We start from the raw sequence: 21,569 nt of genomic DNA on the forward strand, positions 1-21,569 counted from the left end.
GCCGTCGCCCGGTGTGGACATGCCGGACGACGGCGCCCAGCCGAGCCGCAGCGAGAAGAGGTAGATCGCGGCGATGCCCAGGAAGAAGCCGGGCACCGAGATCGCGCCGAGGCCGGCGACGGTGGTGGCGTGGTCGACGGCGGTGTTGCGCCGGATCACGGCCAGCGTGCCCGCCGCCACCGCCAGCACCAGGCCGATCGCCAGGGCGGTGCCCATGAGCAGCACGGTCGGCCCCATTCGCTCGCCGAGCACCTCGGCGACCGGGCGGCGGCTGACGAAGGAGTGGCCGAGGTCGCCACCCAGCACGTCACGCAGCCAGATGCCGTACGTGACCAGGATCGGCCTGTCCAGGCCGAGTTCGGCGCGTTTGGCGGCCACGAACGCCGGACCGCCCGAGGCCAGCCGCTCGGGGTCGACCATCATCCGGACCGGGTCGCCGGGCGCGGCGCGGACCAGGAGGAACACGCCGGCGCTGATGAGCAGGAAGACGGCGGCGTTGGTCAGGAGCCGGCGCGCGAGGTAGGCGAGCATCAGCCGGCCAGGGTCCACTCGTCGGCGTTCCAGAAGCCGGTGGTGAAGTCGCCGCTGGGCTTGAAGCCGCGCAGCCGCGAGCCGGTGGCCCACAGGGTGTCGGGGTTGTACAGCCACAGGTACGGGACCTGGGCGTTGTCCTTGCTGGCGGCCTCCTGGTAGAGCTTGGCGCGCTGGTCGCGGTCGGTGCGGGCGTCGGCTTGAGCGGCGAGGGTGTCCAGCGACTCGTCGCAGAAGTTACTGATATTTCCCCCGCTGGGGTAGAAAGCGGCGCAATTGATGATCGTGACGCTGCTGGAGGGGTCCACGGCGTAGCTGCCGCCGCCGAAGAGCGCCAGGTCGAACGTGCGTTTCTCGTAGGACTCCAGCAGTTCGGCCGCCTGCACCTGCTTGAGCTCGACGGTCATCCCCGCCGCGCTCAGCGCGCCCTGCACCACCGTGGCCGTCACGTCGCGGTCGCGCTGGCCGGGGATCCACGACAGCGTCACCTTCTGGCCGGCCTTCCAGCCCGCCTCGGCCAGCAGCGACCTGGCCCTGGCCGGGTCGTAGGCGTACTCCTCCAGCGTGCCGGGCAGCGCCCAGGGGGTGACGAACGAGGAGTTCTGCACCCGGCCGCGGCCGGCCAGGAGCTTGGCGACCAGCGCCTCGCGGTCGATCGCGTGGAGCATCGCCCGGCGTACCCGGGGATCGGCGAAGCGCTTGTCGCTCTGGTCGACCGCGATCCTGATGAAGCCCGGGCTCGGCTTCGCCGAGACGGTGACGCCCTTGAGCTCCTCCACCGCCCGCAGGTCGGTGGGGGAGATCTGGACCAGGTCCATCTCGCCGGTGCCGAGCTGCGCGGTCGCCACGTCGGAGCTGATGGGTTTGAGGAAGATCCTGGGGATCGCGACAGGCTTGCGGTAGTGCGGGTTGGCGGCCAGCTCCACGTACTGGTCGGTCTTGTAGGTCACGAACGTGTACGGGCCCATGCCGACCGTCGGGTGGTTGAAGAAGGTGCTGCCGGCGATCTTGTCCACCGGCTCCATGCCGAGCACGTGCTCGGGCAGGATGAAGGCGAACGGCCCGGCGATCAGGCTGAGGAAGCCGACGTTCGGTCTGGCCGGCCTGATCACGAACGTGGCGTCGTCCGGGGCCTCGAAGGCGGCCCCGGCCAGCTTGCCCGCCATCGCGCTGCCGCTCTTGGCGTCGGCCAGCAGCCTGTAGGTGAACAGCACGTCTTCGCTGGTGAACGGCATGCCGTCGCTCCACTTCAGGCCCGCGCGCAGGTGGAAGGTGATCCGGTCCTCGTCCACCTCCCAGCGCTCGGCCAGGCGCGGCGCGTAGGCGTAGGAGTCGTCGACGGTCAGCAGGTTGTCGAAGATCAACGTCATGACCTGCTGGTCGGGGCCGGTGGGCGGATCCAGCGGGGAGAAGCGCTTCGGCTTCTGGTACAGGTGGATGTTGATCGCGTTGTGCGCGGAGTCCTGGGTGGGGGAGTCGGCCGGGCCGGAGCAGCCGGCGGCGAGCACGAGGACGACGACGGCCAGCGCGCCTGACAGGCGGTTCATGGGAGCCTCCTGAAAGGGTCGTGCACATTGAGTGACTGTAAAGATACTTACAGTAATGTAGGCTCCACGCAAGCGGGCGGGGTTTGTGTAGCGTTCCACTGAGTCCTCGGGCCCGACTCCGACGACCGCGCGTTGTCCGGGTCGTTCGAGCCGACCGGCGCTTCGCGGCGCTGGAGGCCGGTGAACGGCCCGCCTCGTTCGACGTGCCGGAGGTCGACACGTCGATCGCCGACTACGCCTGGTTGCCGATCCGCTTCGACGGGCGGACCCCGGCGATCGAATGGCATGCCGAGTGAGCGCTGAGCTGCCGCCGTCCCGGCGGCATCGTTCCAGGACATGGCCGCCGCGGTGGCCGATGGCCGGCGCGAGGGCCGGATCAACCCCGCCTTCACGCCCGAGTTCGTCGTGATAACGCTGATGGCGGTGGCCACGGCGTGGTCGGCGCGTCCACCAGGCACCCGGAGCCGGAGGTGCTGCGGGAGAACATCGTGAAGGCGATCGCGCTGCTGGTGCGGCCCCTTGCCGCTGCTCACACGGTACCCAGGCGAACGGGCCGATCCCGACGCCGAGCACCTGGCCGGGCGGGCTGGGGAACGCTTCGCTTGAGCGTCAGGCGCCTTCGCGGTAGAGATCGGCGAGCAGGGCGACGGCGGCGTGGGTGGCCGGGTGGGGGTCGTGCCGCCGCCAGATGAGATGGACGGGTACGGGGTCGGCGTCGCGCAGGGGACGGTAGGTGATGCCGTCGCGGCGGTACTGGTTGGCGGTGGCCTGCGGGGTGACGCCGACGCGGCGGCCGGTGGCGATGGCGGCGAGCCAGTCGTCGATGTCGTGGGTGTACTCCGTCGCGGGTCGGGCGCCTTCGGGCCACAGGTCCAGCGTGGTGGTGCCGGTGCGGCGGTCGACCACCAGGGTGCGCTCGCGGATCTCGTCCAGGCGGATGCTGCGGCGGCCGGCCCAGGGGTCGTCGGAGGCCAGGGCGAGGTAGCGGCGCTCGTGGCCGACGAGCGCGTGGGCGTGGCGGCGGGTGTCGATGGGGGTGCGGACGACGGCCAGGTCGCACAGGCCCTCGGCGAGGCCGCCGGTGGGGGTGTTGTGGCGGATCAGGTGGAGCTCGATGCCGGGGTAGCGGTCGTGCCACCGGCGCTGGAACTCGGCCGTGTGCCGGCCCATGGCGGACCAGGCGTGGCCGATGCGCAGCCGGGTGTGGCCGGTGGTGGCCTGGTGGACCAGCTCGTCGGCCTCGGCGAGCAGGTGGCGGGCGCGGGCGAGGACCTGCACACCGGCGGTGGTGGGGGTGAGCGTGCGGCTGGTGCGGTGCAGCAGCCGCACCCCGAGGATCCGCTCCAGCGCCAGCAGGGTGCGGGAGACCGCCGCCTGGGACAGGCCCAGCTCGATCCCGGCGTCCGTGAAGCTGCCGGTGTCGACGATCGCGACCAGGCAGCGCAGGTGCCGCAGCTCCAGCTCCTTACGACCATCCATGCGTCCAGAGTATAGATACGTCCTTGGATGCATTTTGCGTATGCTTCGGCGTACCGGATGGTTGTGCCATGGCACTCGAAGCAGGCACGGAGACGGCCATTCCCGCGTCGCGGACGAGCCCGACGCGGTGGTCCGGGATGGCGCTGATGGTGGGCAGCGGGCTGTCCAACCAGGTCGGAGCGTCGGTCGCCGCGCTCGCCCTCCCGGTCCTCGGGCCGGTGGGGGTGGTGGCGGTGCGCCAATGGGTGGCCGCCGCGGTGCTGCTGAGCGCCGGCCGGCCGAGGCTGCGCTCGTTCAGCGCCGAGCAGTGGCGGCCGGTGCTGGGGCTGGCCGTGGTGTTCGCGACCATGAACCTGACGCTCTACGCGGCGATCGGCCGGATCGGGCTCGGACTCGCGGTCACCCTGGAGTTCCTCGGCCCGCTCGCCGTGGCGCTGGCGAGTTCGCGCCGCCGTACCGATCTGGTGTGCGCTCTCGCCGCCGCGGCGGCCGTGGCGATCCTCGCCCGCCCCCAGCCCAGCACCGACTACGTCGGCATCGGCCTGGCCCTGGTCGCCGCCGTCTGCTGGGGCTGCTACGTCCTGCTCAACCGCACCGTGGGCGAGCGCTTGCCCGGGCTGCAGGGATCGGCCGCCGCCGCGGCCGTCTCCGGCGTGCTCTACCTGCCCGTCGGCGTCGCCGTCCTGTGGCTCCACCGGCCCACCGCCGGTGCCCTGCTGTGCGCGTTCGCCGCGGGGGTGCTGTCCTCCGCGGTGCCGTTTCTCGCCGACCTGCTCGCGCTGCGCCGGGTCCCCGCCCACTTCTTCGGTATCTTCATGAGCGTCAACCCGGTGTTCGCCGCCCTGATCGGCATGGTCGTTCTCGATCAGCGCCTTGACGCGGCCTCGTGGCTGGCCATCGCCATGATCGTCACCGCCAACGCCGCCGCCGTGGCTCCCAAACGCTGATCATCGTACGCCGAGTCGGCCGATCAGGTCGTTGGCCCTGTTCAAGGGGGGACTTGTGGCCCTGGGGCGGCGCGGTGGCGCACAGTGGAATGAGGGGAGGGGAGAGACATGCGGCAGCTCAGCGCGCTGGACGCGCAGTTCCTCAACTTCGAGACCGCCACCAACGTCGCGAACGTCGGCGGTCTGGCCGTGCTGTACAAGGACCTGTCCAGGAAGAAGATCCAGCGTAGGCTGGCGGAGCGGATGGCCGGGGTGCCGCAGCTCCGGCAGCGACTGGTCCGCGTGCCCCTCGGCCTGGATCACCCGTACTGGGCCGACGACGGCGAGGTGGACCTGGACCATCACGTCCGGGAGCTCACCCTGCCCCCTCCCGGTGACGACATGCAGCTGGGCGAGCAGGTGGCCCGCCTGCACGAGCGCCGCCTGGACCGAACCCGTCCCCTGTGGGAGATGTACCTGATCCACGGCCTGGCCGGCGGCCGCTGCGGTATCTACGCCAAGGTCCACCACGCCGCCGTCGACGGGCTGACGGGGGCGGAGGTGCTCGCCGCGCTCATGGATCCCGTGCCCGAAGCGGCCTCGTACGAGCTCGAAGCCCCTCCGGGGCTGTGGCGGATGCTGGCCAGGAGCGCCTGGCACCTTGCGGGGAATCCCGCGCACCTGCTGCGGTTCGCGGGCGAGGCCCTGCCGGTGCTGGACCAGCTCCCCGTCATCTCCCGGCTGCCCGGCGCGAGCGGTGTCGCGCGGCTGATCCGGCGCGCACCCCGGCCTGAGCTGCCGGACATGGAGGCCCCGCACACCCCGCTCAGCGGCCCGGTCTCCTCCCGCCGCCGTTACGCCTTCGCCGAACTGCCGCTGAAGGAGATCAAACGGGTCAAGAACGCCTTCGGCGTCACCGTGAACGACGTCGTGATGGCGCTCGTGGCCTCCGCGTTGCGGCGCTGGCTGCTGGCCCACGCGGCGCTGCCGGAGATCCCCCTGGTCACAGGGGTGCCGTTCTCCGTACGCGGTCAGGAAGGCGTGAACGAGGGCAACCAGGTCACCATGATGATCACACAGTTGCCCACGCACGTGGACGACCCCCGCCGGCGGCTCGAACTCGTGAGCGAGGGGATGCGGCAGATCAAGGAGCGGTTCGCCCTGACCCCCGCGCGCCTGTTGCGTGACCTGAGCGAGAGCATGCCCGCCGCCCTGAACGGCCTGGCCGACCGCGCCGCGCTTGATCTTCTGGGACGTACGGGGCCGCCTGTCAACGTGGTCGTCTCCAACGTTCCCGGCCCGCAGTTCCCGCTGCGGATCGCCGGGGTCAGGCTGCTGGCGCACTATCCGGTGTCCGTGGTCACCGATGTGAGCGGCGCCGTGAACGTCACGGCCTTCTCCTACAACGGTCATCTCGACGTCGGGTTCACCGCCTGCGGGGAGCTGGTTCCCGACGTGTGGGCCTTTCCGGGCTACCTGCGCGAGGCCCTGGACGAGCTCAGGCCGAGCCCGAGGAGGGCAGGAGCCCGCGGGAAAACCTGAGGGCTCAGAGGCCGTGGATGCGGCGGCCCGTGATGTGGTGCGGGACGATGCGGATGTAGAGCCGACGCTCGCCACCCGCCCACGGGGTGACGTCGGCCCGGATGACCTCGTCCTCGGGCACGTGGTGGGCGGGGCCCTGGACGAGGACGCTCCAGCCCTCCCTCTGGGCCTCGTCGATCCGGTCGACCTGGAAGCCGATCTTGATCTCCACGCCTTCCACGCCGCTGCGCAGGTCCTGGTCCATGGGGCCGCCGTGGGCGGTGCGGAAGACGATGGCGCCGTCGTGGACCTTGTAGTTCACGGGCAGCACCGTGGGCCCCTCCGGGCCGTTGAACGCCACCCGGCCGATGCCGCCCGGGGCGACCAGCCGCAGGCACTCCTCGGGTTCGAGGACTTCCAGGACCGCGTCGGCCGAGCCGGATCCGGGGCCTGGAGGACGATCGCGGCCGCCGCCCAGCAGGTCCTCGGCCGTCGTTTCGAGGGCGGTGGCCAGGCGGGCCACCGTACCTGTGTCAGGAGCGCCCAGATGGCTTTCGAGGTGCTGGACGTATCCGGCGGACATGTCCGCCCGGTCCGCCACCTGTTCGGCGGTGAGGCCGAGCCGATGACGGTGGTAGCTGATGCGACGCGCGAAGTCGCCGGTGCCGGTCATGAGCGTGTCCTCCCTGGTCATGTTCACGAAGCTAGCCAGTCACCCGCTCGGCGGACAGAGTCCTTCGGCCCTTGCGGGACCGACCTCCGGCCCTGCTGCGGACGGGCGTGAGCGGGTCGGATGGAGGGTGACGAAAGGAGGCGTATCGTGATCATCGTAGGAGCCGACGGCTCGGAGAACTCGCGCGCCGCGCTGGAATGGGCGGCCGACGACGCGTACCGCATGCGGGTGCCGCTGCGGATCGTCCACGCCATGGACCGCTCGCCGTACCAGATCCGCAAGTACCCCATCGACGCTCTCCCGGACGCGCTGCGGCGCGAGGGACAGAGGATCCTGCGTGAGGCGGAAGTGCTCGTGTGCGCGCGCCAGCTCACCATTGAGGTCACGACCGAGGACCTCGAGGGCACGCCCGCCGAGGTCCTGCGCGAGCAGGCCAAGGACGCCACCGAGGTCGTGGTCGGCAGCCGGGGGCTGGGCGGGTTCACCGGCGCGCTGCTGGGCTCCGTCAGCATGCACGTGGCCGGCCACGTGCCCTGTCCCGTCGTGGTCGTACGCGGCGAGCGGCGGCCGGTGTGCCAGGAGGTCGTGGTCGGGGTGGACGACTCGCCGGCGTGCGAGCCCGCGCTGGCCTACGCCTTCGAGCAGGCGAATCTGCGCGGGAGCGCGCTGCGGCTGGTGCACGCCTGGCAACTGCCGGTGCACGCCTTCGCGCCGGAGATCAGCTACGACATGGACGAGATCCGTACGGCGCAACATCAGGTCGTCCGCGAGCGGGTGAAGATCCTCAGCGCTGACCATCCAGAGGTGAAGGTGGTCGAGGACGTCCAATCCGCCCACCCCGTCGAAGCGCTCACCGACGCGTCCGAGCGGGCGGACCTGCTGGTGGTGGGCTCGCACGGGCGCGGAGCCCTGGGCTCGATGCTGCTCGGCTCGGTCAGCCGGGGTGTCCTGCACCACGCGCACTGCCCGGTGGCGGTGGTCCGCGCCTGACAATCGCCGGTCAGGACCTTGGTCACCCGGCATCGGGGACGTTGGCCACTGCCGCAGGAGGCAGGGCCGGCGGATCGTGAAAGCGGAGGTGGAGCTATGTCGATCGAAGTCAAGGACGTCATGGGCCGGGTGGCCATCGCCGTGCTGAAGGAGGCCTCCTTCGCCGAGATCGTGGAGGCCATGGAGCGGTTCGCGGTGGGCGCGGTCACCGTGATCGACGCCTACAGACGGCCCGTGGGGGTCGTCTCCGAAGACGATCTCCTCCTCAAGGAGGCCGACACCGTCAGGCACGGCGTGCCGATCTTCGAGTCTCGCCGGCGGCAGCAGGAGCACCGGAAGGCCGCGGGCGTGACCGCCGTTCAGCTCATGACCTCCCCGGCGATCACCGTCACACCGGACACCTCCGTGCGGGACGCGGCCCGGCTGATGCACGCCGAGCGCGTCAAGCAGCTGCCCGTGATCGACATGAACACCGGACGCATCGTCGGCACCCTGCACCAGCGCGATGTGCTGCGCGTCTTCACCCGCCCGGCCGAGGAACTGGCAGCGGACGTCAGAGCCGTCCTGCCGGATCCCGAGGCGTTCACCGTCGGCATCCACCAGGGCGTGGTGACGATCAGCGGCGTGGTCGAGTGGAAATCCCAGGCCCTGGCGTTGACGGAGCAGATCCGGCTGATCGAGGGGGTCGTGGACGTGAGATCCGAGGTGACCTTCGACAAGGACGACCTCCTCATCGTCCAGGGGTCCTTCCGGGACGGCGGCTGAGGGACGAAGGTCCCGGCCGCCGCGGGCCGTACGGCACTGCCTCGAAGAGAGCGAAAACGGTCTGCTTGGGATGTGACAAGGACGACCGATCCCCACCGAAAGGGGGCCGTCATGAACACCACCGTCAACAGGCCCGGCACGGACACCGGCACCGCCACCACCCGCCGTCCCGTCGACTACGTCTGGGCGATCGCCCGGATCTCGATCGGCTGGATCTTCCTGTGGGCGTTCCTGGACAAGACCTTCGGCTGGGGATTAGCCACCCCGGCAGACCGCGCCTGGATCTCCGGCGGCAGCCCGACGACCGGGTTCCTCAAGGGCACCGGCGAGAACGCGCTGGGCGGCTTCTTCGGCTCGCTGGCCGGGCTGGCGTGGGTGGACTGGCTGTTCATGGCCGGTCTGCTGGGCATCGGCCTGGCGCTGGTCCTGGGCGTCGGCACCAGGATCGCCGCGGTCACCGGGGGCCCGATGCTGGCTCTCATGTGGGCGGCCGAGCTGCCCCTGGCCAACAACCCGTTCATGGACGAGCACATCGTCTACGCGATCGTCCTGGCCGGCCTCGCCCTCGCCGACGCGGGAACCACCCTCGGACTCGGCAACCTCCCCCTCGTTCGGCACAACCCCTACCTCAAGTAGCCGGCGACCCCCACGCCCACCCCTCGGAAGGGGTGGGCGTCGCGATCCCGTCGACCGGCTCCCGTCGCGGTCGCGGCCTCCGGACTGCGCGGCCGCTCGCCTTCAGTGAGATGTGCCAATCGCGCTGAAGGCGAGCGCTGCCGGTGCCTACCTGGCCTCAGCGGACAGGAGAGCTTTTCCCGTCACGCTTTTCCGGCGCTTGTACGGCTCAGCTGCTGCCCGCCGGCCTTGTCGCTCGTGGTCCGAGGGCTTATGGCGGTGGTCTGGTTGCTTACCGTGCCGTTTTTGGTGATGGGAGAGCCGGCCCTGAGGTCGGTCAGGATGACCGGCTCGATCTCTTCCAGATAACCGTTCAGCAGCAACCAGCTGATCGGGACTTCTTCGCTTGTCTGAGGAGCTTCGGGAATGTACTTGCTGAGCACGTGATATTGCGTGCCGCCGCCTGGCTGCTCGAAGGCGGGCGCCACCGGGCCCACATCGACGCGGAACGACTTGAGCACCCGGAACGCGTGATAGTTGCACAGGTGCTCGGGATCCTGTGCGTTGGTGTTGAGATTCCGCGGTGGCAACGCGCGCCTGGTGTACAGGTCGCCCAGTGGCGCCAAGAATGACCCGGTGTAGCCGCCGAAACGGTCGAGTCTCATGCCAGGCTGGAGAAACGTCGTCTTGAGCAGCAGTCTGCCGTTGGGATAATCGCCGGAACGGGCGAATCCGGCGTCGGGCGGGAAACGGTAGTTGTTCACGACGTAGTCCCAGTAGCGCCCGAGGAAATGCTGGGGACTCAGGCCGCCCAACGGCACGTAGCCGCGCAGGAGATTGCTGATGTAGCCGGTCTGGGGCAGGAGCTTCGGTCCCAGATCCGGGTCTCCGGTTATGTACGGTGATCCGCATACCTGGCCGCTGCTCTGCGTACTCCCGGTTTCGGTCTCGCTTTTGTCCGGGGGCGCCGTGGTGCGGAAGGCCATGGGTTGGACGAGCCGGGTTGCCGGCGGGGCGGCATTGTCGGCATGCGCGGCCACGCCGCTTTGGGTGCTGGCCAGCGTGCATATCGCGGCAGCCAGTAGGGCGCTTCGTCGATGAAATCGCATAATTTATCCGTTGGGTGCACTTGGGAAGTGAACAAAATAGATCACCGGCAAGTCTGAGTATGTCCGTGCGGAGGCGTGCATCTGAATGCGGTGATCGGGTTCTACATTCCCAGCGCCGCCTGTGGCGCATCTTCGGCGTTATAAGGAAAAGGTAAAGATGTTGCGACAAAAGTGGTAAGGATTGTCATTAATTGAATTTATTGCGCATGTTGGCCTTTGTCGGATATGTGCCGATCTCGCGACGCCGTCGTGGCGGAGTTTGGCGGTCGAGATGGCGGAGGCGATCATGCCTGGGCGGTCGCGGTTGCTCATCGGGTTGGCGTCGGTGGCGAATGGCCCAACGGCGCGGGCGGTCATCGCTGCCGATGTCGCCGATCGACTCGGTCGCCCAGGTCGGGTCGCCCGCTTCTCGGCGAGGTCGCGTTCCAGGTGGCATCCAGGAAGGCCGACGTGTGGCTGAGCGGCATGTGGGCGCCGTTCCACTCCTTGATCGCGGCCATGCAGGCGAAGTAGGGCCATCAAGCGGCGCGGCCGGCTTGGCCCCAAGGAGTTGATCTACACTGTAAAGGGCGGCGCGATGTGATCCTCGGCGATGCGGCCACACACCGACGTCGCTGTACCATGGCCCGACCATGCCGACGGTGGACTTCAGGATGCGAGAAGCCGAAGGAGGCGCGGACGACATGTTCCAAGTGGGTGCACGATGACCTGGTGGACGATGGTCCGGTTCCTGCACGTGTTGTCCGCGGCCTTGTGGGTCGGCGGGCAGCTCACGGTGTCGCTGGTGGTGCTGCCCCTGGCGCGTCGCCTGCTGGAGGATCAACCGCGGGCCGAGGTGCTGACCGCGGTCGGCCGCCGCTTCGGGATCATCGCCGTGGCCGCGTTCTTGCCGGTCCAAATCGGCACCGGTGTCGCGCTCGCCCGGCACAAGGGTGTCACCTGGTCCTCGCTCGCCGATCCCGGTTATGGCCGGATCCTGGCCGCCAAGCTGCTGCTCTTCTGCGCGGTCATGGCCGCCGCCGGTCTCCACGGCTGGACATCAGGCGCGGCCCGTCCCCGGCTGGCGCGGACCATGGCAGTGGCCTCACTGGTGGGGTCGCTCGGTGTCGTTCTGCCGGCCACCGCCCTGCCCGCGAGCTGAGCCGCACCTCGTGACCGCACCGGGGACAGGACGGGTCACGCACTCGGTCCGGACCCTCCAGCCGGCCCTTCGGGGCCTTCTACCGGCGCTGTGTCCTCGCTGTCAGTGCTCAGCAGCGGTCAGCCTGCTGCGCCGCCCGCTCTGCCGAACACGAGAGACCGTGGCCGGCGCGGACGAGATCCGTGTGGCGCAACGGCAGGTCGTCCCGGACCCGGCAGGGGCCCGAAGTAGTGGAAATCCGCAGGTCGGGTGAGGGAGGAGGCTGTGTCGGGGCCGAAGCGGAAGGCCTCCAGCGAGGGTCGACTGTTCGACACAGCCACCGCCGTGCCGGCCCGTGCAACGGCATCCGCTGCGGCCGGGCGAGCGTAGCGGCGGTGTGACCGGCGTCTGCCCAGGCACGCTGAAGTGATCATTCTGGCTTGTAGGCCCGCAGGCGGGCGGACAGGGCGGCGGCCTGGGTGCGGCGTTGCATGTTGAGCTTGGCGAGCAGGTTGGAGACGTAGTTCTTGACCGTCTTCTCGGCCAGGAACAGTCGTTCGCCGATCTGCCGGTTGGTCAGGCCTTCGCCGATCAGGTCGAGGATGTGGCGTTCCTGTTCCGTCAGCGCGGCGAGGGGGTCCTTCCGGGCGGCCTGGTCGCGCAGGCGTTGCAGCATGGCGGCGGTGGTCTGCGGGTCGAGCAGGGACTGTCCCGAGGCGACCGTGCGTACGGCGCCGACCAGGTCGGAGCCGTGGATCTGCTTGAGCACATACCCGGACGCCCCGGCCATCACCGCGTCGAACAGCGCGTCGTCGTCGGCGAACGACGTCAGCATCAGGCAGGCCAGCCCGGGCACCCGGGAACGGACCTCTCGGCACACGTCCACGCCGTTGCCATCCGGTAACCGCACATCCAGCACCGCGACGTCGGGCTTGAGCGCGGGGATGCGGGCGATGGCCGACTCGGCGCTTCCCGCCTCTCCGATGACCTCGATGTCGTCCTCGGAGTCCAGCAAGGCGGCGACCCCGCGCCGTACGACCTCATGGTCGTCAAGGAGAAACACGCGAATCATGCGCCCGACGTTAGTCACGCGATCCACGATCACAAAGAGGCCAAAGTCCCTAGCCGGGCGCACCCGAGGCGCTCGATCGTCGAGGGTGGCGCACGCCATGCCGCGGTGGGCGTACGAGATCGGCCGCTTCACCGAAAGGGGCCGGGCGGCACCCGCTCCCGGGCCGGTCCTGTCACGCGGGCAACCTCCCCACGGGCACATCGCACTGCGGCGGCGGAAGTCCGGAGAAGAAGCGCCAAGAAGGGACGTTGGACCCTATTCCTGGCCTCGCCCGTACAGCAGGCTGTCGCGGTGAACTACAGGACGACAGGCGGTCTGGCGGTATGAACGGCCGTAACCTCAAGGAACTGTCCGCGGCGGACTCACTGCGACGGCTGGCCGGCGTGCCGCTCGGACGGGTCGTGTTCACGCGGCACGCGCTTCCGGCCGTACGGCCGGTGAATCACGTCGTCGCCGACGGGCAGATCGTCATCCGCACCAGCGCGGGGACCATCCTGAGCGCGGAAGTGGCGGCGTTCCAAGCCGTGGTGGCCTTCGAAGCGGACGAACTGGACGTCGAGGAACGCCTCGGCTGGAACGTGGTCGTCACCGGTTTCGCCCAGCTCGTGCGGGATCCCGGTGAGGCGGCCCGGCTCAAGTCCATGATCAAGCCCTGGGTGATGGGACAGCTGGACCAGGTGATCCGCATCCGTCCGCAGATCATCACCGGCTACGAACTGGTCCCCGCCACTGTCCCCGGATGAGGGCGTGCGGCGCCTGGTGCCGTCATCGTCGCGCAGGTCCCGGCGGTTGGCGACCGGCCGTTCGACGCCGCTCTCGTCCATGATCCGGGTGGCCGCTGACGTCGGAGGCCGGACTCCGTTTCCCCGTGGCGCCGCTTTCCGAGGTGGCCTGGGGACCCCGGGAACGGAGGGTAGGAAGCGTTTTTGTGGGATGCCAGACTGATCGATATGGAAAGCGAGCACCGTCCGTTGATGCCGCACATGCGGCTCGATGAGCTGCTGGCCGAGCTGCAGGTAAGGCTCAACGCCGTGCTGGCCACCCGGGACCGGGTGCACGCGCTGCTCGAGGCCGTCGTGTCCGTGGGCAGCGACCTCGACCTGGAAACGGTGCTGCGGCGCATCGTGGAGACCGCGACCAAGCTGGTCGACGCCGGCTACGGCGCGCTCGGCGTGGTGGGCCAGGAGAACACCCTCATCCAGTTCATCCCGGTCGGGCTGAGCGAGGAGGAGATCGCTCGCATCGAGCACTGGCCGCATGGGCTCGGCCTGCTCGGGTTACTGATCAAGGACGCCCGGCCGCTGCGGCTGCGCCGCATCTCGGATCATCCGGAGTCGTACGGCTTCCCGGCCGGCCACCCGCCGATGGGCACCTTCCTCGGTGTCCCCGTACGGGTGCGTGACGAGGTGTTCGGCAACCTCTACCTGACCGAGAAGCGCGGCGGCGGCGAGTTCGACGAGGAGGACGAGGCGATCGTGATCGCGCTGGCCACCGCGGCCGGCGTCGCCGTCGAGAACGCCCGCCTGTACGAGGAGTCGCGGCGGCGCGAGACCTGGCTGCAGGCCTCTTCGGAGGTGACCACGAGCCTGCTGTCCGGCGCCGAACCGGGTCAGGTGCTCGCCGTGGTGGCCGCACGCGCCCGCCAGATGAGTGACGCCGACCTGGTCCAGGTGCTGCTGCCGGACCCGGCCGGCGACTCGCTGCGTGCGCAGGTCGTGGAAGGAGAGGGCGCCGAGGAAATGCTGGGAACCGCCTTCGAGATGTCGGCCACGCTCGCCGGCGACGTGTTCGCCCAAGGGGAGCCGCTGACCGACGCGGACCTGCAGAGCGCTCCGCACCTGGACTCGCCGCTGCGGCGGCTGGGTTACGGCCCCGGGCTCATGATCCCGCTCGGCGCCCCGCCGAAGGTGCGCGGGGTGCTCGCGCTGGCCAAGCGGGACGGGCGGCTGCCGTTCAGCGCCGCGGACCGGCAGATGCTGCATGCCTTCGCGGGCCAGGCGGCGATCGCGCTGGAACTGGCCGAGGCGCGCCGGGACGCGGAGCGGCTCGGCCTGCTGGAGGACCGGGACCGGATCGCCAAGGACCTGCACGACGTGGTGATCCAGCGGTTGTTCGCGACCGCGATGACGTTCATGAGCACCGTGCGGCTGGTGGACCATCCGGAGGCGGCCAAACGGCTGCAGCGCGGCATCGACGAGCTGGACGAGACGATCCGGCAGATCCGCTCGTCCATCTTCGCCCTCCAGGTCTCCCACGACCAGGCCGCGCCCAGCCTGCGGGGGCAGATCGTGGACCTGGTGGAGGGCGCCGGAAGCCATCTGGGGTTCATGCCGGGCCTGCGGATGGAAGGCCAGATCGACACGCTGGTGCCCGAAGGCGTCGCCGAGCAGCTGCTGGCCGTCCTGCGCGAGGCCCTGTCCAATGTCGTACGCCACTCCCACGCCACCCGCGCCGACGTCTCGGCCGAGGTGTCGAGAGACGGCGTCACCCTCGTGGTCTCCGACAACGGCGTCGGCCTGGGGGAGGGCGGACGCCGAAGTGGCCTGCGCAACATCGAGGAACGGGCAGGCCGCCTGGGCGGCGCCGCCGAGTTGGAGAGCCCGGGCCCGGACGGGAAAGGCACGCGGCTACGCTGGCATGTCCCTCTGTGAGATCACTGGTGAGGTCGGTCGGGTCGGGTGGCCTTGGTGATGCGGGTGCGCACGGAGCGCAGGGCTTGCCTGAGTTCGGCCGGTTCGACGTCGGTGATGTCGGCGTCGAAGGTGAGGAGCAGTCCCGCCAGTCCTGGCCATGACCATGCGCCGAGCGTGAGCCGGCACGTGGTTTCGGTGACGTACCCGACTGTCGATCCGCCGGGGGCGAACCGGGCGACGGTGGAGGCGGGCAGGGCGAGGACGGCTGAGCCGCGGCATGGCCATTCGGCGGCGGCGTCTCCGCGGTCGTGTGCGGTCATGACGAAGGCGACGGGATCGCCGTGCGGGATGTCACGTCGGTCGAAGGGGGTGTGCGTGGGCATGTGTGGTTCGATGCGATCCATGCGCATCGCGCGCCATCGGTCCGCATCCGGGTCGAAGGCGACCAGGTACCAGCGTGCGGCCCAGACCACGAGGTCGTGCGGCTCCAGCGTGAGCGTGACGGGTTCGCCGTCACCGGTGTAGTCCACGCGAACGAGGTGCTGCCGGTTGATCGCGCTGCCGACGGCGCGGACGATCTCGGCGTCGATCGGCGGCGCGGGAAACTCCCAGTAGTTGCGGGCCGTGATGACGGTGAACGCTTCGGCGTGCACGCGGCTGCGCGCGGGCATCGCCTGGTGCAGTGTGGCGAGAGCACGGGCCGCGTTCTCGCGGATGCCGGAGAGCACCGTCGGCACGGTCTGGAGCGCGACGGCCGTGGCGACGGCCTGGTCCTCATCGAACACGACCGGCGGCAGGCGGGTGGCACGCCCGAGCCGATATCCTCCACCCGCTCCGCGGACGGCCTCGATCTCGTAGCCGAGGTCCCGGAGCGTATCGATATCGCGACGCACGGTTCTCACCGACGTTCCGAGACGGGTGGCGAGTTTCTCGGCGGTCAGGGTCGCACCGATCCCGAAGATGGACAGCAGCTTGAGCGTCCGCGCGGAGGTGGCAGCCATGATTGTCCGATTCTCCCACCGATAGCGGTCACTCGATGGCAACTATGCCCGCCATGGTGACCGGCATGACCGATTCACCGAGCCCCCGAGAGGGCACCCTCACCACCGAGGCATCTCCGGCAGGCGCGACCATGGCGCTGTTGGTGGTGCTCTTCGGTTCCTTCATGGACCTTCTCGACGCGACGATCGTCACCGTCGCGGCCCCGGCGATAGCCCAAGACCTGGGCGCCGGAGCCGCTGAGATCCAGTGGACGATCGCCGCCTACACCCTCGCCCTGGGCGCGGGCCTGATCACCGGTGGACGACTCGGTGATCAGTACGGCCGCAAGCGGCTGTTCATGATCGGGCTGGCCGGATTCATGGTCACCTCGGCGCTGTGCGCGCTGGCCGTCGATCCGGGCATGCTCATCGGCATGCGGGCCGGGCAGGGACTGACCGCCGGGATCATGGTCCCGCAGGTGTTCGGGATCATCCGGGCGTCATTCGCTCCGGGCGATCGTGCCAAGGCGTTCGGCGCCTACGGAGCGGTCCAGGGCCTCGCCTCGGTCGCCGGCCCGCTGCTGGGCGGGCTGCTCGTGGACATCAACCTGTTCGACCTGGGCTGGCGCACGATCTTCTGGATCAACGTGCCCGTCTCGATCCTGGCGTTCATCATCGGCGCGAAGGCCCTGCCGGAGTCCCGCTCCGCCTCGACCGCGCGACTGGACCTCCCCGGCGCGCTCCTCGCGGCCACGGGCATCCTTCTCCTGCTGCTGCCGATCATCCAGACCGAGACCTGGGGATGGACCTGGGCCGGCTACGCCCTTCTCGCAGCCGGAATCATCGTGCTCGCGATCTTCCTCGCCCACGAGCGCCGCCTCACCGGACGCGGAGACGAACCTGTCTTCGACCCGGCCCTGCTGAGAATCCGCGCCTTCGCAGTCGGCCTGAGCGCTTCGGTGCTCTTCTTCGGCGGCATCGGGCCGTACTTCCTCACCCTCTCGATCTACCTCCAGAACGGAACCGGCCGAACCGCATGGGAGACCGGCCTGGTGATCCTCCCGTACGCGCTCGGCTCGATCATCACCTCCGGCCTCGGCGTCGCTCTCGCCGCCAAGGCGGGCAGAACGCTCCTGATCGCCGGCTCGCTCACCATCGCGGCCTCTCAGCTCGTCCTGTGGTACATCGTCAAGGACGGCGACGATCCCGGATACTGGCCCCTCGCCCTCGCGCTCCTCATCGGTGGCCTCGGCCTCGGTCTCGCCGCACCCGTTCTCGTCAACGTCGTCCTCGCCGGCGTCCCCGGACGCAACGCGGGCGCCGCGGGCGGGGTGCTCTCCACCGTCAACCAGATCGGCGGCGCCGTCGGCATCGCCGTGCTCGGCACGATCTTCTTCACCTCCGTCACCGCTTCAGCCACCGGAGCACCGGTGCTGCCCGACTACGGTCACGCGCTCGGCATCGTCCTGATCGCCTCCGCCGCGCTCTACCTGATCACGGCGCTCGTGATGCTGGCACTCCCGAAAGCCGGGCACGCCTCTGCCGGACCGAGGTGACCCAAACGCTCGGTCATGGACGCGGACGGCGGCAGCCCAGGCCGCATGACAACCGGCTACACCCGGGCGAGCCGGGCGGCCGTGACGGGACGCAGGCTGTCGAGGAGCGCGAACAGCTCCTGAGGGGTCAAGGCCATGCCGGAAGCCTGGACCAGAGCGCTCCCGTGCCAGGCGAACGCCGCGACCTCCCCGCTCGAGTCCTCACGGATCCACCGGTCACCCTCTGACGGGGTGCAGGAGACGCCGTCCGTGCCCCAGATGAGGACAGGGAACGGCGAGCCGCACGCGGTCTTCGGCGTGGCGGCCGTGGCAGGACGGAGGAAAACCTGGACGTCCGTCCGGTCCGGGCGCGTGTACTCGAGCAGGATCGCCGTCCCGTCCTCCTCGCCGGTCCACAGCTCGGCTCGCCTGATGGAGTAGCCCGGCAGCTCCGGTGCGACCAGCGGGATGCCCGACCGCCGGAAGGCCAGGGCCTCCTGCCACTCGTTCAGCGGATCCCGCACCTGGCCCGAGATCACGTGCACCGACAACAGCACGCCGGTGACCGTGATCGCGACCCACCGGTCGCGGGCCCACCACGCTGCCGCCACGTACCCGAGCACCCCGGCGACCACCCACACCCCGGTGGTCCACATCTCGTCGAAGCCGAAGAGGTAGAAGTCGGGGATGACCTGCATCAGCGCCGATCCCAGTACGGGCGTGGCGATCGGCCCGGCGATCGCCACGGCACCCCAGCGCGGTATCCGCAGCAGCGCCGCGCCCGCCGCACCGATCGGGAAAGGAACCAAGAGCATCAGCGCACTGTTGAGCATCGTGCCGAGCTCGTGCTCCTGTGCGATCGTATCGGCGTAGATCAAGGCCACGACCGCGCCGACCATGAGCCCTGTCACTGCGCCTTTCAGCGATCTCATAGCGCAGCATCCCACCACGAAACGTGGACAATGCGCATCCGCGCCTGCTGGGGCACTGTGGAACTGGGCTCACGACGCCGCGGTCTCGATCGCGGCACCTGGCGCGCACCCGCACGGTGGGCGAGCCGCTTGTCACACAGGTGATCAGGTCAGGATGGAGAATCGACGATCCAGATCGAAGATCCTGAGGAGGCGGAAGACACGTTCGGGGACATGGGACAGGTGCAGCTGTCCGCCGACGTCTCGGGCCTTGGTATCGGCCCGGATGAGCGCTGTGAGTCCTGACGCGTCCATGAACGACACGTCGCCCAGGTCGACCTCGGTGGTCGAACTCGGGCCGTTCATCGTGCCGAAGAGCAGCTCCTGCAGCGGCAGCGCGGCAGCCAGGTCGACCTCTCCACTGACCATGATCTTCGCGGCGCCGTTCACCGCCTGCTCGGAAAGTTGGAAATGTTCCATATATTGGCCTGGATTGGCATGTTTCCCGTTCATCTTCGCCTCCAGCCGGATCCCCCTCGCTCCATGCTGTCGGAGCTCCGACGGCCGCAGTAGGGCCGAAAGTCCCGGTCCTTTTCCTCCGATGGTCCTCTGGGATGGCGGTTGACCAGGGCGGATATGGACGACGAAGAGATCGTGGGCGATCCGGCCCGCGCTCACTGCCGATCATCAGGGGCGGGACGGGTGCGGGAGACGAGTGCGACACCGAGCTGGGCCCGCTGGTGCGCGGGTGGTCGCGTACGGCCTATGGCCAAGCCGGTTGAGGGACGGCCAGGGCCCGGACCGCGTCCTCGTCGACCTCCACGCCCAGGCCGGGACCGGAGGGCACGTGAGCGGTGCCGTCGCTGATCACAACGTCTGGACCGCGTACGTAAGGTGATCGGACGAACTGGGGGCCGTTGAGGTCGGCCGGGTGGGTGATGCCGAACGCCGCGAACAGATGGAGGGAGGCCGCCAGGCCCAGGGCGGAGTCCGTGAGACCGGAGCCGACGAGGCCGATGCCGCTGTCCTCGGCCAGAGAGCAGAGGCGGCGGGACAGCAGGAGGCCGCCGGTTCGCTGGACCTTGGCCACGGCCAGGTCGAGGGCGCCGAGACGGATGAAGGTGGCCAGGTCGGACGGGTGGACCAGGCTTTCGTCGAGGGCGATCGGGATCGGGCTCCGGTCGCGCAGCCGGCTCAGGCCGATCGGGTCGTTGGCCCGGAGCGGCTGTTCGAGCAGGCTGACCGCCAGCGGCTCGATGCGGCGGGCCAGGCGGAGAGCCTGGTCGAGGGTGTAGGCCTGGTTGGCGTCGATCCAGAGCGGCGCGTCGGGCGCGCGGGCGCGGACCGCCGCCACGCGTTCGGCGTCGTGTTCGGGCGAAGAGATGCCCACCTTCGTCTTGAACGCCCGATATCCGGCCGCCAGGCCCTCTTCCGTCTCCTTGGCCGCCGATTCAGGGTCGGCGCCCGACACGATCCAGGCCAGGGGGATCTCGCCGACCCGGCGCCGGCCCCAGAGCTCGCCGATGGAGACGCCCAGGGCCCGGCCCATGAGATCGTGCAGGGCCACGTCGACCGCCGCCTTGGCCAAGGGGGCACCGAGGGTGTAACCGGGGCTGATGGCCCGCTCGAAGAGGCGGATGGCGCCGTCGAGGTCCCAGACCGGATGGCCGACCAGGGCGGGGGCCAGGTAACCGCGGATGGTCGAGACGATGCTCTCCGTCGTCTCGTAGGTCCAGGTCGGGGCCGGAGTGGCTTCGCCCCACCCGGACAGGCCGTCCGCGCCGACGCGGACCAGGACGCGGGCATGCGCGCCGCCCGCGCGGGTGACGGTGCCACCGGAGATCTTGAAGTCGCGGAGCGCGGGCAGGTGCAGGACGAAGCATTCGACCGAATCCACGGTCATTCTCGGGCCGGGCACTTTCCTCCTTCAAAAAGGAATGAATTCATTCCATGAAGTCGCACTTCAGAGGGGGTGATAGGCAGGAGGAAATCACGAAATAAACGGCTGGACAACTCTTGACCGCCTCTTTCTGCTCAGGCATGATTCCGGCCATGACACCGCCGATCGGATCAAATTCATTCTCTCAGGGAATGAAATCGGAAAAGGTGGCGGCCGCACTGCGGGAGCGGATCGCCGACGAGGGCTGGTCCGTCGGCAGCCGGCTGCCGACGGAGCGGGAGCTGGCCGCGACCTTCGGTGTCGGGGTCAACACCGTCCGGCGGGCGGTGGGGATCCTCGTGGACGAAGGCGTCGTGGTGCGGCGGCAGGGTTCGGGCACCTACGTGGCGAACCGGCCCGCGCCGAAGGGCCGCAGGCTCATCGGCGTGCTCGTCCCCTCGACCTCGTACTACTACCCGCGGGTCATCGAAGGCATCGAGCGGGCGCTGACCGCGGCCGGCGCCGGAGTCATTCTCGCCAGCTCCGAGAATCAACCCGGCCTGGAGCACGCCCAGACCCGCAGGCTTCTCGACAGCGGAGTCGAGGGGCTCATCCTCGTGCCGAACCTGAACGTCATGGACGACCCCCAGGCGCACATCGAGACCCTGCGCAAACTGCCCGTCCCGTACGTGCTGGTCGAACGCCGTCCGACGGTGCTGGAGCCGGACGACCCGACCTCCTACGTCGTCACCAACCATGTCGGCGGCGTCCACGCCGCAGTTCGGCACCTGGTCGGGCTCGGCCACTCCAGGATCGGCTTCGTCGGGCGGGTCAGAACGGGGACGGCCGACGTCGTCACCGATGGATTCGAGCGCGCGATCCGGGCCTTCGGCGTCGAACGGGTCGCCGAGGCGGTCGTCAGGCGCACGGAGTGGCCGGCCGAGGAGCTGTTCGCCTTCGCCCGGGACTGCCGCGACCACCGCGTGAGCGCCGTGTTCTGCCATGGCGACCGCGACGCCGCGTCGCTCGTCGTCCAGGCCCGCAGGCTCGGCCTGCGGGTGCCGGAGGACCTGGCGCTCGTCGCCTACGACGATGACGTCGTCGACCTGACCGACCCTCCGCTCACCGCGGTGGCCCCGCCGAAGCCGGAGGTCGGAGCGCTGGCCGCGGAGCTGCTCCTGCGCCGCATCGACGACCCCGCCGCCCCGGCCCACCGGATCGAACTGCAGCCCCGGCTGGTCGTGCGAGGGTCCTGCGGCGGGGCCCCCACGACTCCTTAGCCA

20 protein-coding genes and 1 pseudogene are annotated in these 21,569 nt (G+C 69.7%); 11 read left to right on the top strand and 10 right to left on the bottom strand.

All coding sequences use genetic code 11. The features are described from left to right. Together ACWDX9_RS24310 and ACWDX9_RS24315 are read right to left on the bottom strand one after the other, a co-directional pair. Nucleotides 1–531: ABC transporter permease (locus ACWDX9_RS24310; protein WP_449957579.1), on the bottom strand; the 531-nt coding region annotated here is incomplete at its 3' end. Continuing rightward, complete coding sequence (locus ACWDX9_RS24315) at nucleotides 531–2,078, bottom strand: ABC transporter substrate-binding protein (RefSeq protein ID WP_449957581.1); 1,548 nt, start codon at nucleotides 2,076–2,078, stop codon at nucleotides 531–533. The genes ACWDX9_RS24315 and ACWDX9_RS24310, both read right to left, overlap by 1 nt. Before the next feature lie 330 nt (nucleotides 2,079–2,408). Between ACWDX9_RS24315 and ACWDX9_RS24320 the strand changes: the two are divergent. After that, nucleotides 2,409–2,570: pseudogene (locus tag ACWDX9_RS24320) on the top strand (hypothetical protein); the annotation flags it as partial. Nucleotides 2,571–2,687: 117 nt separating this feature from the next. Here ACWDX9_RS24320 and ACWDX9_RS24325 read toward each other — a convergent pair. Continuing rightward, entirely contained in the window at nucleotides 2,688–3,557 is an 870-nt protein-coding gene (locus ACWDX9_RS24325) for a LysR family transcriptional regulator (protein WP_449957582.1), read from the bottom strand. A 68-nt stretch (nucleotides 3,558–3,625) separates the two neighbouring features. Here ACWDX9_RS24325 and ACWDX9_RS24330 point away from each other — a divergent pair, with 68 nt between their 5' ends. Together ACWDX9_RS24330 and ACWDX9_RS24335 are read left to right on the top strand one after the other, a co-directional pair. Next, nucleotides 3,626–4,504 (top strand): EamA family transporter, encoded by an 879-nt coding sequence (locus ACWDX9_RS24330; protein WP_449957584.1) that lies wholly within the window; start codon nucleotides 3,626–3,628, stop codon nucleotides 4,502–4,504. A 108-nt stretch (nucleotides 4,505–4,612) separates the two neighbouring features. Beyond that, complete coding sequence (locus tag ACWDX9_RS24335; RefSeq protein ID WP_449957586.1) at nucleotides 4,613–6,025, top strand: WS/DGAT/MGAT family O-acyltransferase; 1,413 nt, start codon at nucleotides 4,613–4,615, stop codon at nucleotides 6,023–6,025. Nucleotides 6,026–6,029: 4 nt separating this feature from the next. Here ACWDX9_RS24335 and ACWDX9_RS24340 read toward each other — a convergent pair whose 3' ends face one another. Then, a complete protein-coding gene (locus ACWDX9_RS24340; RefSeq protein WP_449957588.1) occupies nucleotides 6,030–6,698 on the bottom strand; it encodes a helix-turn-helix domain-containing protein in 669 nt (222 codons plus the stop codon). A gap of 126 nt (nucleotides 6,699–6,824) precedes the next feature. Here ACWDX9_RS24340 and ACWDX9_RS24345 point away from each other — a divergent pair, with 126 nt between their 5' ends. The 3 genes from ACWDX9_RS24345 (at nucleotide 6,825) to ACWDX9_RS24355 (ending at nucleotide 9,068) form a co-directional block, all read left to right on the top strand. Continuing rightward, nucleotides 6,825–7,667 (top strand): universal stress protein, encoded by an 843-nt coding sequence (locus tag ACWDX9_RS24345; RefSeq protein ID WP_449957589.1) that lies wholly within the window; start codon nucleotides 6,825–6,827, stop codon nucleotides 7,665–7,667. A 96-nt stretch (nucleotides 7,668–7,763) separates the two neighbouring features. Further along, complete coding sequence (locus ACWDX9_RS24350) at nucleotides 7,764–8,432, top strand: CBS domain-containing protein (RefSeq protein WP_449957591.1); 669 nt, start codon at nucleotides 7,764–7,766, stop codon at nucleotides 8,430–8,432. Between the two features lie 111 nt (nucleotides 8,433–8,543). Further along, complete coding sequence (locus ACWDX9_RS24355; RefSeq protein WP_449957593.1) at nucleotides 8,544–9,068, top strand: hypothetical protein; 525 nt, start codon at nucleotides 8,544–8,546, stop codon at nucleotides 9,066–9,068. Between the two features lie 182 nt (nucleotides 9,069–9,250). Here ACWDX9_RS24355 and ACWDX9_RS24360 read toward each other — a convergent pair whose 3' ends face one another. Continuing rightward, nucleotides 9,251–10,156, bottom strand: a complete 906-nt coding sequence (locus ACWDX9_RS24360; protein WP_449957595.1) for a TNT domain-containing protein — start codon at nucleotides 10,154–10,156, stop codon at nucleotides 9,251–9,253. Nucleotides 10,157–10,859: 703 nt separating this feature from the next. On the opposite strand from ACWDX9_RS24360, the gene ACWDX9_RS24365 reads away from it, so the two are divergent. Further along, a complete protein-coding gene (locus ACWDX9_RS24365; RefSeq protein ID WP_449957596.1) occupies nucleotides 10,860–11,297 on the top strand; it encodes a hypothetical protein in 438 nt (145 codons plus the stop codon). A 409-nt stretch (nucleotides 11,298–11,706) separates the two neighbouring features. On the opposite strand, the gene ACWDX9_RS24370 is transcribed toward ACWDX9_RS24365, so the two are convergent. Then, complete coding sequence (locus ACWDX9_RS24370; protein ID WP_350735980.1) at nucleotides 11,707–12,348, bottom strand: response regulator transcription factor; 642 nt, start codon at nucleotides 12,346–12,348, stop codon at nucleotides 11,707–11,709. Between the two features lie 323 nt (nucleotides 12,349–12,671). Between ACWDX9_RS24370 and ACWDX9_RS24375 the strand changes: the two genes are divergently transcribed. Continuing rightward, nucleotides 12,672–13,091, top strand: a complete 420-nt coding sequence (locus ACWDX9_RS24375) for a pyridoxamine 5'-phosphate oxidase family protein (protein WP_449957597.1) — start codon at nucleotides 12,672–12,674, stop codon at nucleotides 13,089–13,091. Nucleotides 13,092–13,322: 231 nt separating this feature from the next. Continuing rightward, entirely contained in the window at nucleotides 13,323–14,999 is a 1,677-nt protein-coding gene (locus ACWDX9_RS24380) for a sensor histidine kinase (protein ID WP_449957599.1), read from the top strand. Nucleotides 15,000–15,001: 2 nt separating this feature from the next. Here the strand turns inward: ACWDX9_RS24380 and ACWDX9_RS24385 are convergent, their stop codons facing one another. Continuing rightward, entirely contained in the window at nucleotides 15,002–15,982 is a 981-nt protein-coding gene (locus tag ACWDX9_RS24385; RefSeq protein ID WP_449957600.1) for a helix-turn-helix transcriptional regulator, read from the bottom strand. A 65-nt stretch (nucleotides 15,983–16,047) separates the two neighbouring features. Between ACWDX9_RS24385 and ACWDX9_RS24390 the strand changes: the two genes are divergently transcribed. Next, nucleotides 16,048–17,517: an MFS transporter gene (locus ACWDX9_RS24390; protein ID WP_449957602.1), complete on the top strand. Its 1,470-nt coding sequence runs from the start codon at nucleotides 16,048–16,050 to the stop codon at nucleotides 17,515–17,517. 56 nt (nucleotides 17,518–17,573) lie between these two features. On the opposite strand, the gene ACWDX9_RS24395 is transcribed toward ACWDX9_RS24390, so the two are convergent. From ACWDX9_RS24395 to ACWDX9_RS24405, 3 genes are all read right to left on the bottom strand, one after another. Beyond that, nucleotides 17,574–18,428 carry a hypothetical protein gene (locus ACWDX9_RS24395; protein WP_449957603.1) on the bottom strand — a complete coding sequence of 285 codons (855 nt, stop codon included), beginning with the start codon at nucleotides 18,426–18,428 and terminating at the stop codon, nucleotides 17,574–17,576. Between the two features lie 144 nt (nucleotides 18,429–18,572). Next, complete coding sequence (locus ACWDX9_RS24400) at nucleotides 18,573–18,920, bottom strand: STAS domain-containing protein (protein ID WP_449957605.1); 348 nt, start codon at nucleotides 18,918–18,920, stop codon at nucleotides 18,573–18,575. Between the two features lie 250 nt (nucleotides 18,921–19,170). Then, the gene (locus ACWDX9_RS24405; RefSeq protein WP_449957606.1) at nucleotides 19,171–20,304 is read right to left on the bottom strand and encodes a mandelate racemase/muconate lactonizing enzyme family protein; all 1,134 of its coding nucleotides are present in this window, start codon (nucleotides 20,302–20,304) and stop codon (nucleotides 19,171–19,173) included. A gap of 194 nt (nucleotides 20,305–20,498) precedes the next feature. On the opposite strand from ACWDX9_RS24405, the gene ACWDX9_RS24410 reads away from it, so the two are divergent. Then, nucleotides 20,499–21,566: a GntR family transcriptional regulator gene (locus ACWDX9_RS24410; protein ID WP_449957608.1), complete on the top strand. Its 1,068-nt coding sequence runs from the start codon at nucleotides 20,499–20,501 to the stop codon at nucleotides 21,564–21,566. Nucleotides 21,567–21,569: the final 3 nt, after the last annotated feature.

Source organism: Nonomuraea sp. NPDC003201 (genome assembly GCF_053590415.1).